Origin of the sequence: Caballeronia glathei (assembly GCF_000698595.1) — a bacterium.
Taxonomy (GTDB): Bacteria; Pseudomonadota; Gammaproteobacteria; order Burkholderiales; family Burkholderiaceae; genus Caballeronia; species Caballeronia glathei.
Genome location: NZ_JFHC01000030.1, coordinates 77,723 through 93,471 on the forward strand (window position 1 = coordinate 77,723; position 15,749 = coordinate 93,471).

Here is a 15,749-nt window from a genome sequence, read left to right on the forward strand (position 1 = left end):
ATCCGCATCGCGCGGCGGGGAACCCCGCGCCGGATGCGGGCGAATCGGTGAATCGGCGAATCAGGATCGGTCCTATGGGCGCCCGGGTGCCGCGGATGGTCTCATGGCGGCCGCTCGCATTCGGCCGACGCCGTGCGCGCTTCCACTTACCGCGTCTCATGCGATGTCCGGCGAATGCCGCCGCGCGTGCGGATGCGTTTTCGATCCGGTCATGTCCATCTCACACACTTTCGTCGCCGCCGGCCTGCTCGCCGTGGGCGCGCTATTCAACCCGGCACCGCGCGCGGCCATCGCCGCCGACCCTGTCGGCACCGTCGACCCCCGCATCCTCGCGCCCGCCGCGTTCGCCTTCAAGGCGGATCGCGGGATCTTCACCGAGTTGCGCGCTGTTCCGTCGGACCCGCGCGTCTTCTCGCGCTGGGAGCCTCCCGGTCACGGATCGCGCGCAGACGAGCCGGAGCATCGCTGGGATCGCGGTCAATCGCTTTAAGGCGCCAACTGTTTAAAAAGCCCAATGAGATTTCGAATGACGACGCCCGCCTTTTGTAAATGACTGGAATTCGGCGTTTCCTGTCCCATAATCAAGAAGGCCATGCTTCTTCATTAAGAGAACATCGACATTCATGAAAACCACAATTATTTCCTGGAGCGGGCTGATCATTGCGGGATGTCTGTTTGGAATGGCGACGGCTACGGCCGCAGGGCCCGCAAGCGATTCGCAGACGGCGGCCGGCACGCGCCGCGGTCTTTTGCAGAGCAACGCCGCCGACACGACGCAACAAGGCGCCACCACCGGTGACGTCGCCGAATTGCAGCAAATGATTCGCGACGGCAGGCTCACCGAATTGCGCACGACTTATAACGGGAGTTACGGCGCGGCACTGCTGTACTACCCCGACGAAATGCTTTATTACGTCGCATTGTTCCAGCAAAAGAAATTCTGGCGGGTGCTGAAAACGCAGAACGATGCCCGCGCAGAAGCCACGTATGCGGAGTTCTCCAAATCGACCGCTTCTCTCGGCGATACCGAAATACGCCGTCTCAAGCTCGAAGCCGAGAAGGCTTATGCCGACCGCCTGATTGCCTCGCAACAGAACCGGGCCAACCGTCTGCAGGCCGATCTGGAGGTCGCGCGGGCGCAGCAGGGCCAGGTTGCGGAGCGCCAGCAGGAACAGCAGGAGGCCATTCGCTCGCTGCGCGCCGAACAGGCCGCCGCGCAGGCGCAATTGCGCGCGCTTCAGCAGCGAGTGAACGAACTTCAGAAACAGGCCGACGGCGATCTGGCGGCTCCCCTCAAGTGATCTGGCGCACAAGCGCCTGAAGCGCAAATTCGAGATGGCGCGGCCGTCTCGCGTTTCGTTTCGGGTGCGCCCGCACACAGCCTTACGCATCTTGAAAAGCGCTTCTCTTTAAGAGTTTTCGCGTGAAAAACGCGTAATACCCCATGCTAAGATTCCGCGCGATTTTCGGATTCCCGATTAATTCGGTACGTGAGTCGGCGGCTTGAGGCGAATAAGGTGGCTGTGAAGATCGGGTTGTCCTCTCGTGCCCATGCAGTGCGTATTTGTCTCGATTTTTCAGTCATAGAGTAATTTCAGAACGGTAATCAGGATGTACAAAAAACTAGTCGTTGCAAGTCTTATTTCGATCGGTGCGCTCGCCGGCTGTACGACCGCCTCGGGGCCGACCTACAACGTGTATGAGATTCAATCGGCGAATGGCGCGAAGGCGTATCGCGTGGATTGCCATGGCATTTTCGAAGGCGTGAGTGCGTGCGTGGCACAGGCGCAGCGCGTCTGCGGCGACAAGCCCGCGTACAAGCTCGACACGATGGAGCGTCTGCGCGCGCCCAACGAAGCCGCGAATGATCCGCGCATCCTGACGTTCCAGTGCGGCGCGCCGACGGTGCAGGCCGAACCGGCTCCGCAGCCCGCGCCGGCTCCCGTGCCGCCGGCTCCGCGCCAGCTCGACCTGAGCGGCGACGCCAACTTCGCCACCGACAGCGCCACCCTCACGCCGAAGGCCACGGCGACGCTCGACGAGTTCATCGCCGCCGGGGAGGGCGTGACGTTCAGGGCGGTCACGGTCTCGGGCTACACGGACTCGACGGGTTCGGCGTCGCACAACAAGCGGCTTTCCGGGCGTCGCGCGCAGTCGGTTCTTCAATATCTGAAGAATCATGGCCTGCGTTCGCAGAGCTATCACGCAGAGGGTTATGGCGCGTCGAACCCGGTGGCATCGAACGCGACCGTCGCTGGCCGCGCACAGAACCGCCGCGTCGAGATTCACGTCACCACGCAATAAGCGAAGCGTCAGCGCAAAAAAGCCCCGCAAGGCGAGAGCCTTGCGGGGCTTTTTTGCGTCCGTCCGGTCCGCCGATCCGCGTGCCTTTAGAACAGCGTGAGCTGCGCGCGTCCCGGGCCGCCTTCCAGCGTCAGAAGATGTTGCTTGCGCTCGACACCGCCCGCGTATCCCGTCAACTCGCCATTGCCGCCGATCACGCGGTGACACGGCACGATGATCGCCACCGGATTGCGTCCGTTCGCGCCGCCCACCGCGCGCGACGAACCCGCTGGCAAGCCCAGCCGGCGCGCGAGGTCGCCGTAGGTCCAGGCGTCGCCGAAAGCGATCTCCTGAAGCGCGCTCCACACGCGCTGCTGAAACGTGGTGCCGTCGAGCCGCAGCTTCAGCGAGAACACGCGCCGCTCGCCGGCGAAATAGTCGTCGACCTGCTCGCGCGCCTCACGGATCACGCGCGACGCCGGGCCGCCATCGGAGAGCGTGGGCTCGGGAAGGCCCGCCGGGAAATGCTTCTGGCCCACGAAAAAGAGGCCGGTCAGGCTGTCGCCCTCGGCGCGGTACAGGATGTGCCCGAGCGGACTCGGGGCCACATGGCATTCGATCAATTCGCGTCTCCGTGCAGAAGCGCTCTGCGCAGACGATTGTAGAACCGCCTCAGATGAACGGGTTGTCGGCCGTGCCGGTGGGGGCGGGCGGTTCGTCCGCGAGCTTTGCGGGCAGCGCGGCGTCCTTCTGCAATGCATCGACGATGGCGTTCACCGCCTTCTGCAACGCCAGCGCGGTGGCGAGTCCGGTCTTGTCGCGGGCAATCGAGAGGTCTCCCGCGATCGTGATGCGCGTCGTGCCGTTGGTCACGCTGAGTGCGTCGCCGTTGATGTTGAGCGCGTCGCTATCGTTGGCAAATGGCTTAAACACCTTTCAGTCCTCCAAGTCGTTTGTCCTTCAGTGCCTCCGGGATGCCGGGAAACTGCAGCCCGCTCATCGCTTCCAGTTCGTGCACGGTCTTCATTGCGTAGTCGTCGGTCGGCACATTCTCGACGACGACCGCGAACGCCAGCTGCCGCGACGGCAGATACACGACCTTGTACAGCTGCGTCGGCACGAAGACGCGCGATTCGCCGATCGTCTGCAACTGGCGCCCGGAAAAGATCGGCCCGGTCACGACATAGGCATCGCCCGATTCCTCGACGAGCCGGCGCACGGCCTCTTCGATGCGCGACCAGATGCGCCGGTTGTTCGACGGATTCTGCGGCACGATGTTCGCGAGCGAGAACGATTCGGCCATGCCCTTCTTGCTCCAGCGGTCGCCGGCCGGGCTCATGTGGCCGCGGTCGTAGCCGCTTCGCTTGTAGTCGGAGAGCTGGGCGCTGTCGCCGGGCGGGAGCTTGCGCTCGGCGTAGAAACGGTTGGTGCGCGTGTTGTTCTTCGCGTCGTCGACATGGCGCGCCGTCAGATGTTCCGCCGACCACAGCGGCCCGTGCGTCACGCCGGAATGGAGCACGGCGAAGTCGGAATAGCAGATTTCCTGCGTCGAGGCGCGCATCTTCGCATTGGCGACGACGGGCGCGCGTCCGTCCGGACTGAACTGCGGACAATCGGTGGAAGCGGAGGCGGCGAGCGCCGCCGTGAGACACGAAGCGCCGAGAAGCGCGGCGGCGAATGCCTTGAAGCGTGCTTTCATGCTGGGATGTCGAACCGGTGCGTGGGTGGAAAGCGTGAGGCGTGCAGCACGCGAAGGCCGCAAAGTATAAGCGGTGTACCTGGCCGGTTGGCAAGATGCGACGATGAAATATCGGGCGCGTTAGAATCTGCCCGCATCCGCGTCTTCCATCATCGAGTCCCCAACAGCCCGCCATGACCTTTCTACGCCGTTCGCTGTCCGCCGTGCTTTTCGTAGCGACGCTCGCCGCACTCACGTTCGCGCCTGCGTCGTTCGCCGACGATCCCGCATCGCAGGCCGACAGCAACGACGGCCCCGCCTACGGCCCCGAGCTGCAGGGCTTCGACTATCCCTATCCGGTCGCGCGATTCGCGCTGACGTCGCAGCGCCAGATCGTGCGCATGGCGTACATGGACGTGCATCCGCTGCGTCCGAACGGCCGCACGGCTGTGCTGCTGCACGGCAAGAACTTTTGCTCGGCGACGTGGCGCCAGACCATCGAGACGCTGACCGACGCCGGCTATCGCGTGATCGCGCCGGACCAGATCGGTTTCTGCAAATCGACCAAGCCGGCGCGCTACCAGTACAGCTTCCAGCAGCTCGCGCGCAATACGCACGCGCTGCTCGAAGCGCTCAACGTGAAGCAGGCGACGCTGATCGCGCATTCGACGGGCGGCATGCTCGCCGTGCGCTACGCGCTGATGTACCCGCGCGAGACGGAGCAGATCGTGCTCGTCAATCCGATCGGGCTGGAGGACTGGAAGGCGAAGGGCGTGCCGTCGATTTCGATCGACGACTGGTATGCGCGCGAACTGAAGACGAGCGCCGACGGCATCCGGCGCTACGAGCAGAGCACCTATTACGCGGGCCACTGGCGCGCCGACTACGAGCCGTGGGTGCAGATGCTCGCGGGCATGTATCGCGGCCCGGGCAAGGATCTGGTGGCGTGGAATTCCGCGCTGCTCTACGACATGATCTACACGCAGCCGGTGGTGCATGAATTCGACCAGTTGCACACGCCGACGCTGCTGCTGATCGGCGACAAGGACACGACGGCCATCGGCAAGGACTTCGCGCCGCCGGAGATTCGCCCGACGCTCGGCCGCTATCCCGATCTCGCGAAGCTGGCGGCGGAGCGCATCGCGGGGGCGAAGCTGGTCGAGTTTCCGGAACTCGGGCACGCGCCCCAGATGCAGGACCCGGCCGCGTTTCACAAGGCGTTGCTCGACGGGCTCGCGGCCACGCCGCGTTCGAGCGCGGGCAACTGAACGATCAGCGTCACGCCGCGCGCCACCATGAAAACGGTGAGCGCGAGCCACAGGCCGTGATTGCCCATCGGCCCGGCGAGCGACCACGCGGCCAGCATGAACACGGCAAGCGACGCGGCCATCGCGTTCATCAGCGCGTGCGTGCGGGTCGCGCCGATGAACACGCCGTCGAGCTGGAAGCCCGCCACCGACGCGAGCGGCAGCACGGCCGCCCAGGGCAGGAAGCGCAACGCGGCATCGCGCACGGCGGCCTGATCGGTGAGGCGAGCGACGATCCAGCCGCCTGCGAGCGAGTACACGAGCGAAAAACCCGCCGCGCCGATCACGGACCACAGCATCGTCACCTTCACCGCCTGCCGGAATGCGTGGCGGTCGCGTGCGCCGGTCGCCGCGCCGACGAGCGCCTCGGCCGCGTGCGCGAAGCCGTCGAGGCCGAATGCCATGAAAGTCTGGAAGTTGAGCAGGAGCGCGTTCGCGGCGAGGATCGCGTCGCCCTGGCGCGCGCCGAGATGCGCGAACCAGCCGTACGACCCGAGCAGGCACAGCGTGCGGATGAAGATGTCGCGGTTGATCGCGACGAGGCGCCCGAGCGCGCGGGCGTCGGCGAGCGCCGTCCATGAAAGCGGCGGCAGGCCGCGCGGGCGCAGCCACCACAGGATCGCCATGCCGAGCGCGAAGCCGCAGGCGTCGGCGGCCGCCGTCGCCGCGCCGATGCCCGCGACGCCCCAGCCGAAGCGATACACGAACACGAGCACCGCGACGATGTTCACCACGTTGATGAAGACCTGCGTGACGAGCGCGAGCCGCACGCGCTGGCAGCCGAGCAGAAAGCCCAGCACGACGTAGTTGGCGAGCGCGAACGGCGCGGCCCAGATGCGCGCGTGGCAATAGTCCTGCGCGGTTTGCTGCACGGCGTCGGTGCCGCCGAGCGCGCGCAGCCCGTACACGATCAGCGGCGTCTGCAGCGCGAGCACGGCCGCGCCGATCCCGATGGCGAGCAGCAGCGCGCGCAGGAGGCTTGCGCGCAGCGCGTTGTCGTCGCGCGCGCCGAACGCCTGCGCGACGAGGCCCGTCGTGCCCATGCGCAGAAAGCCGAAGCCCCAGAACACGAAGCTGAAGACCAGCCCGCCGAGCGCCACGCCGCCGAGGTATTGCGGACCGTCGAGATGCCCGGCGACGGCGGTATCGACCGCGCCGAGAATCGGCTGCGTGAGGTTAGCGAGGACGATGGGAAACGCGAGCGTCAGCACGCGCCGATGCCAGTGGACGGGCACGGCCTGCGGCGTCGGCTTGTCGGTCTGCGGGGTGTTCAAGTGCGGGTCCGGAGGCGGCGAAGGCGCCATTGTCCCGAGTGCGCCCGCGCCGCGCAACCTGCGCACAACCTGCGCAATCAGACGAACCCGCCGATAATCGCCGCTGGCCGCCGCCTCGTATTTCTTACACGCTCATGAAAACCCTGCTGCTTTACGTCGTCACCGCGATCGCCGAGATTGCCGGCTGCTACTTCCCGTACCGGTGGCTGAAGGCCGGCGGCTCGCCTTGGCTTCTCGTGCCGGGCGCGTTGTCGCTTGCGCTCTTCGCGTGGCTGCTCACGCTGCACGATACCGCCGCCGGGCGCATCTACGCGGCGTATGGCGGCGTGTACATCGGCGTGGCGATTGCGTGGCTGTGGGCGGTCGACCGCATCCGGCCGACCGCGTGGGACGTCGCGGGCGCGGTGATCGCGCTCGCGGGCATGAGCGTGATCGCGTTCCAGCCGCGCGTCTGAGCGCGGCGCAACACTGAAGCCTCGCGTCAGGCTTCGAGCGCGAGCAGCGCGAAGGTCGCGAGCCAGTGCTCGCCCATGTAGTCGCCCGCCACGTGGGCGATGCCGGAGGCGAGGTGCTCGTCGGCGGCTCGTTCCAGCAGCGCGACGCGCGCGTCGCCCGCAGGCAGCGCCCGCGCAAGCGAGCGCTGGCACCACGCGCGGCTCAGGTTCAGGCCGTCGAGGTGGGCGAGCTTGCCGTCGCTGCGATCGGTGACGGTGGCGGGCACGAAGAGCGTCGCGGGTTCGCGCGAGGCGAGCTTCGGCAGGAACCGGTCGAACCAGCCGGCGAATTCGCCGGCCGGCAGCACGCGCCGCATCAGCTCGGCCTCCATCAGAGCAGGCGACAGGAACTCGTCGCCCGCGGGCTCCCACGCCTGGCACGCCTCGTCGTTCAGGAACCAGCGCTTCGCCGTCTCGACGATCAGCGTTTCGAACGCGGCATCGCGCGCCTGCCGCGCATAGCCGATCGACAGCGCCAGCGCAAACGCCATGTTGAAGTGCGTGCCGACCCTGAGCGGATACGTCGACTTCGGCAGGAACTCCGCGAAGCGCGCGACGAATGCGTCGGCGAGCGGCTGCAGGGTCTTCGCCCAGCGCGCGCCTTCGGCGGAGCGCATCGAATGCAGCTGGCCCGCCAGCGCGAGCAGCCACGCCCAGCCGTACGGCCGTTCGAAGCCGCGCGCGGCGGGGCGCTCCAGGTACGCCACTTCAGCGGCGACATTGGCGTCGGTCAGATGCGCATCGATCAGCGCGCGAATCTGCGCGGCTTCGGGCAACTGCGGGAACGTGTCGTAAAGACGCGCGATCAGCCAGTAGCCGTGCACGCACGAATGCCAGTCGTAGCTACCGTAGAACACGGGATGCAGCGCGCGGGGGCTTTTCACGTCCTCGGGGCCGGCCATCACGTGATCGAGCTTGTTCGGATACTCGCGCGTCAGGTGACCCAGCGCGACGCGGGCGAATTTCGACGCGAGCGCCGCGTCCAGTGCGATGGTGGGCCGTGTGTTCATGCGCGCCTCGTCGTGAGAAATGGATGGGTGCCGGCGCGAACGCAAGGCGTCCGGAAATGCCGGGCGATGAATCTAGCACGGGACTTTATCGATAAAAGCTCAATAAAGTGTGAAGTAAGGGTAAATACCTAAATTCCGCATTTCCGCGTGATTCACGCGGGCAAATCCCGCGCCCCGGGAGTTGGCTCGCCGCAGCGGGTTACGTCTCCGAAAGCCTTTGCCAATCGGGCTGTCAGCAGGCGGCGCCGGCCGGATCGCCCTGTCGCACGGTCTCGTGCAGCGAAACATCGGAGGAGTGACGGCGGCGCGATTCATGCTTGCACAGGTCGCATTCGAGGGCCGCCTTACCGGGCGATTACGGACATCGTCGTATAAACTTGCGCCCGAACGCCGCCCAGAGCGCTCCGATCCGGCGTCGATTCCCTCGATGAACCGGGTCCGATAGCGGCCCCGCGCCCTCTATCCAACAAGCAACATAAGGGATGAAAGCTACATGACCGACCTCACTTTTTCCGAAGCAGCAGATACCCGGCGGCGCGTGTTCGCGATCGTCGGCGCCTCCTCGGGCAATCTCGTCGAGTGGTTCGACTTCTACATCTACTCGTTTCTCGCGCTGTACTTTTCGGCGGCGTTCTTCCCGAGCGGCAATTCGACGACGCAGCTCCTCAACACCGCCGGTGTGTTCGCCGCGGGCTTCCTGATGCGCCCGATCGGCGGCTGGCTGTTCGGCCGGATCGCCGACAAGCACGGCCGCCGCAACGCGATGATGATCTCGGTCCTGATGATGTGCGGCGGCTCGCTCGTGATCTGCTTCCTGCCGACCTACGCGACCATCGGCGCATGGGCGCCGTTCCTGCTGCTGCTTGCGCGGCTGTTCCAGGGGCTCTCGGTGGGCGGCGAATACGGCACGAGCGCGACCTACATGAGCGAAGTGGCGCTCAAGGGCCGCCGCGGCTTTTTCGCGTCGTTCCAGTACGTGACGCTGATCGGCGGGCAGCTTGCCGCGCTGCTCGTGCTCGTCGTGCTGCAGCTCTTTCTCTCCACTGAGGAGCTGAAGGCCTGGGGCTGGCGCATCCCGTTCTTCATCGGGGCGTGCGCGGCACTCGTCTCGCTCTATCTGCGTAAATCGCTCGACGAAACGACGACGGCCGAAACCCGTCAGCGCAAGGAAGCGGGCACGCTGCGCGGCCTTCTGATGCACAAGCGCGCGTTCCTCACGGTGGTCGGCTTCACGGCCGGCGGCTCGCTCATCTTCTACACGTTCACGACCTACATGCAGAAGTACCTCGTGAACACGGCGCACATGGAGGCGAAGACGGCCAGCAACGTGATGACGGCGGCGCTCCTGGTGTACATGCTGTTGCAGCCGGTGTTCGGCGCGCTGTCGGACCGCATCGGCCGCCGCCAGTCGATGCTCTGCTTCGGCGCGCTTGCCACGATCTGCACGGTGCCGCTGCTGCATGCGCTGAAGGACGTGACGAGCCCCGTCATGGCGTTCGCGATGGTGGTCGTGGCGCTCGCGATCGTCAGCTTCTATACGTCGATCAGTGGCCTCATCAAGGCGGAAATGTTCCCGCCGGAAGTGCGTGCGCTCGGCGTGGGGCTGTCGTACGCGGTCGCCAATGCGGTGTTCGGCGGCTCGGCGGAGTACGTTGCGCTTTTCCTGAAGTCGATCGGCAGCGAGTCCGCGTTCTACTGGTACGTCACGGCGATGTGCGCGATTTCGCTCATCGTTTCGTTCCGCATGCGCGATCCGAGCAAGGAAGGCTATTTGCGCAACGAACCCTGAGGCTTACGCCCGGGCATCATTGCGCCGCGCTTACGGACAACCCCGCATTCATTTGGATGCGGGGTTTTTCTTTTTTTGCGCGGGCGGCAGAGCGCTTCTTCCGTCGGCGACACCGCATCCCGCACGCTCATGCACGCGCGCCCATGTTGCGCGCACGCCAATAGCGCTTCGCGATAGACGCTCGCATCCGCGATGACGGTAAGATTGCGGTACAGGCGCACTCAGGCCCGTCCGCGGCGCGCGGGCCAGAACTGGATACGGGTGCGCGCGGTCAATACCCGCGTATGAAGCGAAATGAGCGCACTCGAGCGCGTCCGTCTGCGTGGAGACTAGCCCATGGAAGATTTCGACGAAGCGCTGTATCACGTCTGGCAGGCCAACCTGAACGTGCTGACGGGTTCTCCCGGCGGCGCGTCGCGGCTTGCCCGGATGATGACCTTTTCTCCGTCGCACATGAAGCTGATCGTGGCCGGCCGGCGCGCTTTCAGCGAGGAGTTCGTGCGCGGCGTCGAAACAGTGACCGGCCTGCCGGCGCACTGGATGGACGAACGCCGCAGCGCCGCCGACATTCCCCCCGAAGCCCAGCGCGCGATGGACGAGGAAACGCCGGTCGCGGTATTTCGCGGCACCGCGCATCCGGCGCCGAAGCGCCCGGTGCTGCGCGGACCGGAGCCGCTGCTGTCGCAGACGGAAGCGACGCGGCGCATCGCGGATCAGGCGCTTCAGCAGGCCGAGACACACCGGCGGGATCTGGTGTTCAGGCGCAACCGCGAACTGCTGGTGCAGGATTTGCGGCGGCTGGAGCGACAACTCGCGTTGCTCCAGCTCGACAACATGACGCCGAAAGCGGAAGAACTGCTCGCATCCGACAAGCTGAGCGAAGCCGTGAAAGCCGACTTGTCCGGCCGTCTCGAACAGATCGACAAGCACAAGAAGCTGTTGCAGCAGCACGTGGAGAAACTCGCCGCGCTGCTTTCGAATGCCGACGACGCCTGAAGCTACTTCTTCGCGGGCTTCGGCTCGGGCTCGGGGTGGACCGCGATCGGATCGCTGGCGGGGAAGGTCTCGTCGAGTGCTTCGTCGAGCAATGCCTCCTCGTGAAGCGGCGCGTCCTTGCGATCGGCTTCCTTCGTTTTCGCGTCGGTGTGGCGCGGCTTGCTCATGGCCAGCTCCTGAAAGGAACAACGGAATTTCACTATAACAGCGGTGTCGCCGGCGTGCAGTGTCCCGGCGGCAGCACGCGGGCGGCATGCCCGTGCGCATTCGCCGTGCGTCGTTACCCCTGCGCTATCCCGTGCGCCGGTAGTCCGCCGGGCGTACGCCGGTCCACTTGCGAAACGCGCGGCGAAACGCGCTCGGCTCGGCGAAGCCGAGCGCGTCGGCGATTTCCGCGATGGTCGCGCTCGTGTCGGCGAGACGCGAGATCGCAAGGTCGCGCCGCAGCGCGTCCTTGATCGCCTGATAGGTCGCGCCTTCCTGCTTCAGGCGCCGCCTGAGCGTCGCCTCTGCCATGTTCAGCGCGGCGGCGACGCGGTCGCTGTCGGGCCAGTCGGCGGGCGGCAACTGGCGCAGGCGGCGCCGCACGTGCGCCGCGAGCGAATCCGGATTGCGGTACTTGACGATGAAATTCGCGGGCGCGTCTCGCAGGAACGTCCTGAGCGACGCCGCCGTCTGCACCACCGGCAGCGCCGCGATTTCCGGCGACAGATCGACATGCGACGCCGGCTGGCCGAATTGGAGATCGTCGCAGAACATCAGACGGTACTCGTCGCTCGCGGCGGGCTCCGGGCAGCGCAGGTGGGCCGAGAGCACCGGAATGCGCCGTCCGACGAGCCAGCACAGCAGCCCGTACACCAGGATGAACGCGGTGGCGTAAGCGAACATGCCCTTCGGCTCCCGGCGGTCGCGAAGACGGATGCGCACCCGGGTGGCGTCGATCTCGGGTTCGAGCGTCAGGTCGTCGAGCACGAGCCGCAGGAAGTTCGCGATGCGTGTCAGCGCCTGCGCGCCGTCGCGCGAGCCGAGCGCCGCGTGCGAGAGCAGCACGAAGCTGCCGCGGCGCATCGGATGGCTGTCCTGGCCGAAGAATTCGTCGTCGAGCGCGTCGGCGGTGGCGTGCCAGAGCTTGCCGTACTGCGCCGGCGACACCCGCGCGCGCGGCGATTCGAGCATCGCAGGCGCGATGTCGGCGGCGGCGAGGAGCGATTCGCGCAAGCCGCCGCGCGCCTCGGCGCAGCGCAGCGCCTCCTCGACGAGGCTCACCGGGATCGTTCCGCGCTCGGGGGCTGTCTTGTGGATTGGGGTAGTCACTAGGTGGCGAAAGCGCTCAGATAGCGTGATCGTTTTGGGCATCGGCTAACGTCCGGCGATTGCCTAGACTCGTTCGCAACGCGTGAAACCGCGCGACGGCCGGGCCTCGGGCCGAAAGTGTATACGATCGGACAAGCCTGATTCCGCGCCCCGGACCGCCCCCGTTCCTGCCCCATTCCCGAGCCCAATCATGATCGACAGTTTCCTCACCGAAGAGCAGCGCATGATTCGCGACGCCGCCCGCGAATTCTCGAGCGAAGTGCTCGCGCCGAACGCCGGCCAGTGGGACCGCGACGGCAAGATCCCCGACGCGGTCGTCCGCCAGCTGGGCGAACTCGGCCTGCTCGGCATGATCGTCCCGGCGGAACTGGGCGGCACGTACAGCGACTACACCGCCTACGCGCTCGCGATGGAGGAGATCGCGGCCGGCTGCGCATCGTGCGCGACGCTCATGAGCGTGCATAACTCCGTCGGCTGCGGGCCGATCCTCAAATTCGGCACCGACGCGCAAAAAGCCGCGTATCTGCCGAAACTGGCGAGCGGCGAGATGATCGGCGCCTTTTGTCTGACGGAACCGCAGGCGGGCTCGGAGGCGAACAACCTGCGCACGCGGGCGATCGAGCGCGACGGCAAATGGGTGATTTCGGGCAGCAAGCAGTTCGTGACCAACGGCCGCCGCGCCGGCATCGCGATCGTGTTCGCGGTCACGGATCCGGATCTCGGCAAGAAGGGCATCTCCGCGTTCATCGTGCCGACCGATACGCCCGGCTTCAACGTCGGCCCGCCGGAGCACAAGCTCGGCATCCGCGCGTCGGATACGTGCCCGATCACCTTCGACGACTGCGCGATCCCCGCCGCCAACCTGCTCGGCGCGCGCGGCGAGGGCCTGAAGATCGCGCTGTCGAATCTGGAGGGCGGGCGCATCGGCATCGCGGCGCAGGCGCTCGGCATCGCGCGCGCGGCCTTCGACGCGGCCCGCGCCTATGCGCGCGAGCGCGTGCAGTTCGGCAAGCCGATCCGCGAGCATCAGTCGGTTGCCAACATGCTCGCCGACATGCAGACGCAACTGAACGCCGCGCGCCTGCTCGTGCTGCATGCGGCGCGCATGCGCACGGAAGGCGTTCCGTGCCTCTCGGAGGCGTCGCAGGCGAAGCTCTACGCGTCGGAGATGGCCGAGCGCGTGTGCTCCGACGCGATCCAGATCCATGGCGGCTACGGCTACCTGCAGGACTATCCGGTCGAGCGCCATTACCGCGACGCCCGCATCACGCAGATCTACGAAGGCACGAGCGAAGTGCAGAGGATGGTGATCGCGCGAGCCCTGTAAGCCGTGCCCGAGCGGCGCATAAATAACGACATGGAGACACGATGAACCCGGCCGACGCCTTTACCGATGCACGCGACTTTCTGCTGCGCCAACGCACCGACTACGACACCGCGTATCGCGAGTTCAGATGGCCGGTGCTCGAACGCTTCAACTGGGCGCTCGATTACTTCGATCCGATGGCGCGCGGCAACGACGCGCCCGCGCTTGCGATCGTCGACGAAGGCGGCGGGAAGGCGCGTTACTCGTTCGCGCAGATGAGCGAGCGCTCGGCGCGCGTCGCCAATCACCTGCGCGGTCTCGGCGTCGGGCGCGGCGACCGCATCCTGCTGATGCTGCCGAACCGCGTCGAGCTGTGGGACACGATGCTCGGCGCGATGAAGCTCGGCGCGATCGTGCTGCCCGCGACCACGCAGCTCGCCCCCGCCGACCTGCGCGACCGTGTCGCGCTCGGGCGCGTGCAGCATGTGATCGTCGATGGCAGCGAACTGCAGAAGTTCGACGAAGTGGCGGTGCCGTCGCTGCGGATCGCCGTGGGTGGCGAGCGCGCCGGGTGGCTACCGTTCGATGCGGCGTATGCAGCGTCGGCGGACTTCGTTCCGGAAGCCGAAACGATGGCCGCCGACCCGTACCTGCTGTACTTCACGTCGGGCACGACGTCGAAGCCGAAACTCGTCGAGCATACGCACCAGAGCTATCCGGTCGGGCATCTGTCGACGATGTACTGGATCGGCCTGCAACCCGGCGACGTGCACTGGAACATCAGCTCGCCCGGCTGGGCGAAGCACGCGTGGAGCTGCTTTTTTGCGCCGTGGAATGCCGGTGCGTGCGTGTTCATCTACAACTTCAGCCGCTTCGACGCCGCGCGCACGCTCGATGCGCTCGTGCGCCATGACGTCACCACGCTCTGCGCGCCGCCGACCGTCTGGCGCATGCTCGTGCAGGAGCCGCTCGCGTCGTATCGCGTGAAGCTGCGCGAGATCGTCGGCGCGGGCGAGCCGTTGAATCCCGAGGTGGTCGAGCGTGTGCAGGCGGCGTGGGGCGTGCCGATCCGCGACGGCTACGGCCAGACGGAAACCACCGCGCAGATCGCCAACACGCCGGGGCAGCGTGTGGCGCCGGGATCGATGGGGCGGCCGCTGCCGGGCTATCGCGTGACGCTCCTCGATCCCGACGGCCATCCGGCCGACGAGGGCGAAATCGCGCTGCCCGTGGACGAACCGCCGCTCGGCCTGATGACCGGCTACGCCGACAATCCTGCCGCCACGGCAAATGCGATGCGCGACGGGTACTACCGCACGTCGGATGTCGCCGCGCGCACGGCGGACGGCTACTTCACCTACATCGGCCGCGCCGACGACGTCTTCAAGTCGTCCGACTACCGGCTGAGCCCGTTCGAGCTGGAGAGCGTGCTGATCGAGCACGAGGCGATTGCCGAAGCGGCCGTCGTGCCGAGTCCTGATGCGCTGCGTTTGTCCGTGCCGAAGGCTTTTGTCACGTTGCGCCACGGTTTTGCGATCGGGCCCGATGTTGCGCGCAGCGTGTTCGCGTTTTCGCGCGAGCGGCTCGCGCCGTACAAGCGGATTCGGCGCATCGAGTTCGCGGAACTGCCGAAGACGATCTCGGGGAAGATCCGACGCGTCGATTTAAGGCGCCAGGAGGCGGCGCGGACTGAAGGCGCTTCGCGCGGAGAGTTTGAGTTTTGGGAAGAGGATTTTCCTGATTTGAGGATGTGAGGGGACAGGGGTTGGGTGGGGTGTTTAACACCGTTTGATGCGCCTGCGCTCCTGTGAAACTTGCTTTGCTATTGGTTTATTAGCTTCGCCCCTGTGCGGGGCGGCAGTCACTTTCTTTGCTGCTGCAAAGAAAGTAACCAAAGAAAACAGCTATGGGGCAAGCGGTGTTAGGAGGTGACCACGTTTGGTTCATTCAGAGTGGCCCGACCGTAGGAGTGTCCACCTCTGTTTGTCGAGCAAATTGGTACGTGGACCCACTGTGTCATCGCGCCGTCAAACGGAGTGGTAAGGCAGTCATTCATCCGTCTGGGCACTGCGTGCCCGACGTCAGGTTTGCACGGTGTAGGGCACGCGCCGCGACATGACGAAGCGCCTTCGGATGCACGCGGCACGAACGAAGCGAGGCGCTTTGGTGTGCATGGCAAGAAAGCGAAGCGATTGGTGGTGGCGAACTTCGCGTCGGAGCGAAGCGAGGACGGATGAATGATTGCCTTACCACTCTGTGTGAAGGCGCGACGCCGCAGTGGGTCCGCGTACCTATCCG

General features: G+C 66.1%; 16 protein-coding genes. 9 read left to right on the plus strand and 7 right to left on the minus strand.

The genetic code is table 11. From position 1 onward, the window contains the following. Positions 1-211: 211 nt before the first annotated feature. The 3 genes from BG61_RS19445 (at position 212) to BG61_RS19455 (ending at position 2,304) form a co-directional block, all read left to right on the plus strand. Entirely contained in the window at positions 212-490 is a 279-nt protein-coding gene (locus BG61_RS19445) for a hypothetical protein (protein ID WP_129572139.1), read from the plus strand. A 133-nt stretch (positions 491-623) separates the two neighbouring features. Then, complete coding sequence (locus tag BG61_RS19450) at positions 624-1,301, plus strand: DUF2968 domain-containing protein (protein ID WP_129572138.1); 678 nt, start codon at positions 624-626, stop codon at positions 1,299-1,301. Between the two features lie 310 nt (positions 1,302-1,611). After that, entirely contained in the window at positions 1,612-2,304 is a 693-nt protein-coding gene (locus tag BG61_RS19455; RefSeq protein ID WP_035931235.1) for an OmpA family protein, read from the plus strand. Between the two features lie 86 nt (positions 2,305-2,390). Here the strand turns inward: BG61_RS19455 and BG61_RS19460 are convergent, their stop codons facing one another. Genes BG61_RS19460 through BG61_RS19470 form a run of 3 tightly spaced genes read right to left on the minus strand, consistent with a single transcriptional unit; the run spans position 2,391 to position 3,982 of the window. Next, complete coding sequence (locus BG61_RS19460; RefSeq protein WP_035931233.1) at positions 2,391-2,906, minus strand: methylated-DNA--[protein]-cysteine S-methyltransferase; 516 nt, start codon at positions 2,904-2,906, stop codon at positions 2,391-2,393. 49 nt (positions 2,907-2,955) lie between these two features. Next, on the minus strand, positions 2,956-3,216 hold the full coding sequence (locus BG61_RS19465) for a hypothetical protein (RefSeq protein WP_035931232.1): 261 nt from the start codon (positions 3,214-3,216) through the stop codon (positions 2,956-2,958). Continuing rightward, positions 3,209-3,982 (minus strand): DNA/RNA non-specific endonuclease, encoded by a 774-nt coding sequence (locus BG61_RS19470; protein ID WP_035931231.1) that lies wholly within the window; start codon positions 3,980-3,982, stop codon positions 3,209-3,211. Before BG61_RS19470 ends, BG61_RS19465 begins: the two co-directional genes overlap by 8 nt. A 173-nt stretch (positions 3,983-4,155) precedes the next feature. Between BG61_RS19470 and BG61_RS19475 the strand changes: the two genes are divergently transcribed. After that, positions 4,156-5,229, plus strand: coding sequence for an alpha/beta fold hydrolase (locus tag BG61_RS19475; protein WP_035931229.1), 1,074 nt, complete (start codon positions 4,156-4,158; stop codon positions 5,227-5,229). Here the strand turns inward: BG61_RS19475 and BG61_RS19480 are convergent. Continuing rightward, positions 5,172-6,572, minus strand: coding sequence for an MATE family efflux transporter (locus BG61_RS19480; RefSeq protein WP_081868125.1), 1,401 nt, complete (start codon positions 6,570-6,572; stop codon positions 5,172-5,174). The two genes, BG61_RS19475 and BG61_RS19480, sit on opposite strands and share 58 nt — an antisense overlap. Positions 6,573-6,676: 104 nt before the next feature. Here BG61_RS19480 and BG61_RS19485 point away from each other — a divergent pair, with 104 nt between their 5' ends. Then, positions 6,677-6,997 carry a YnfA family protein gene (locus BG61_RS19485; RefSeq protein ID WP_035931228.1) on the plus strand — a complete coding sequence of 107 codons (321 nt, stop codon included), beginning with the start codon at positions 6,677-6,679 and terminating at the stop codon, positions 6,995-6,997. A 26-nt stretch (positions 6,998-7,023) separates the two neighbouring features. Here the strand turns inward: BG61_RS19485 and BG61_RS19490 are convergent, their stop codons facing one another. Continuing rightward, positions 7,024-8,046, minus strand: coding sequence for a DUF2891 domain-containing protein (locus BG61_RS19490; RefSeq protein WP_051672656.1), 1,023 nt, complete (start codon positions 8,044-8,046; stop codon positions 7,024-7,026). A gap of 493 nt (positions 8,047-8,539) precedes the next feature. Between BG61_RS19490 and BG61_RS19495 the strand changes: the two genes are divergently transcribed. Together BG61_RS19495 and BG61_RS19500 are read left to right on the plus strand one after the other, a co-directional pair. Then, positions 8,540-9,835, plus strand: a complete 1,296-nt coding sequence (locus BG61_RS19495) for an MFS family transporter (protein WP_035931226.1) — start codon at positions 8,540-8,542, stop codon at positions 9,833-9,835. Between the two features lie 336 nt (positions 9,836-10,171). After that, a complete protein-coding gene (locus BG61_RS19500; protein WP_035931225.1) occupies positions 10,172-10,831 on the plus strand; it encodes a hypothetical protein in 660 nt (219 codons plus the stop codon). Positions 10,832-10,833: 2 nt separating this feature from the next. Here BG61_RS19500 and BG61_RS43305 read toward each other — a convergent pair whose 3' ends face one another. After that, positions 10,834-10,998 (minus strand): hypothetical protein, encoded by a 165-nt coding sequence (locus BG61_RS43305; RefSeq protein ID WP_169743312.1) that lies wholly within the window; start codon positions 10,996-10,998, stop codon positions 10,834-10,836. Positions 10,999-11,122: 124 nt separating this feature from the next. Further along, positions 11,123-12,145 carry an AraC family transcriptional regulator gene (locus BG61_RS19505; RefSeq protein WP_051672657.1) on the minus strand — a complete coding sequence of 341 codons (1,023 nt, stop codon included), beginning with the start codon at positions 12,143-12,145 and terminating at the stop codon, positions 11,123-11,125. 193 nt (positions 12,146-12,338) lie between these two features. Here BG61_RS19505 and BG61_RS19510 point away from each other — a divergent pair, with 193 nt between their 5' ends. Next, entirely contained in the window at positions 12,339-13,472 is a 1,134-nt protein-coding gene (locus BG61_RS19510) for an acyl-CoA dehydrogenase family protein (protein ID WP_035931335.1), read from the plus strand. A gap of 41 nt (positions 13,473-13,513) precedes the next feature. Beyond that, on the plus strand, positions 13,514-15,205 hold the full coding sequence (locus BG61_RS19515) for an AMP-binding protein (RefSeq protein WP_035931223.1): 1,692 nt from the start codon (positions 13,514-13,516) through the stop codon (positions 15,203-15,205). Positions 15,206-15,749 lie beyond the last annotated feature (544 nt).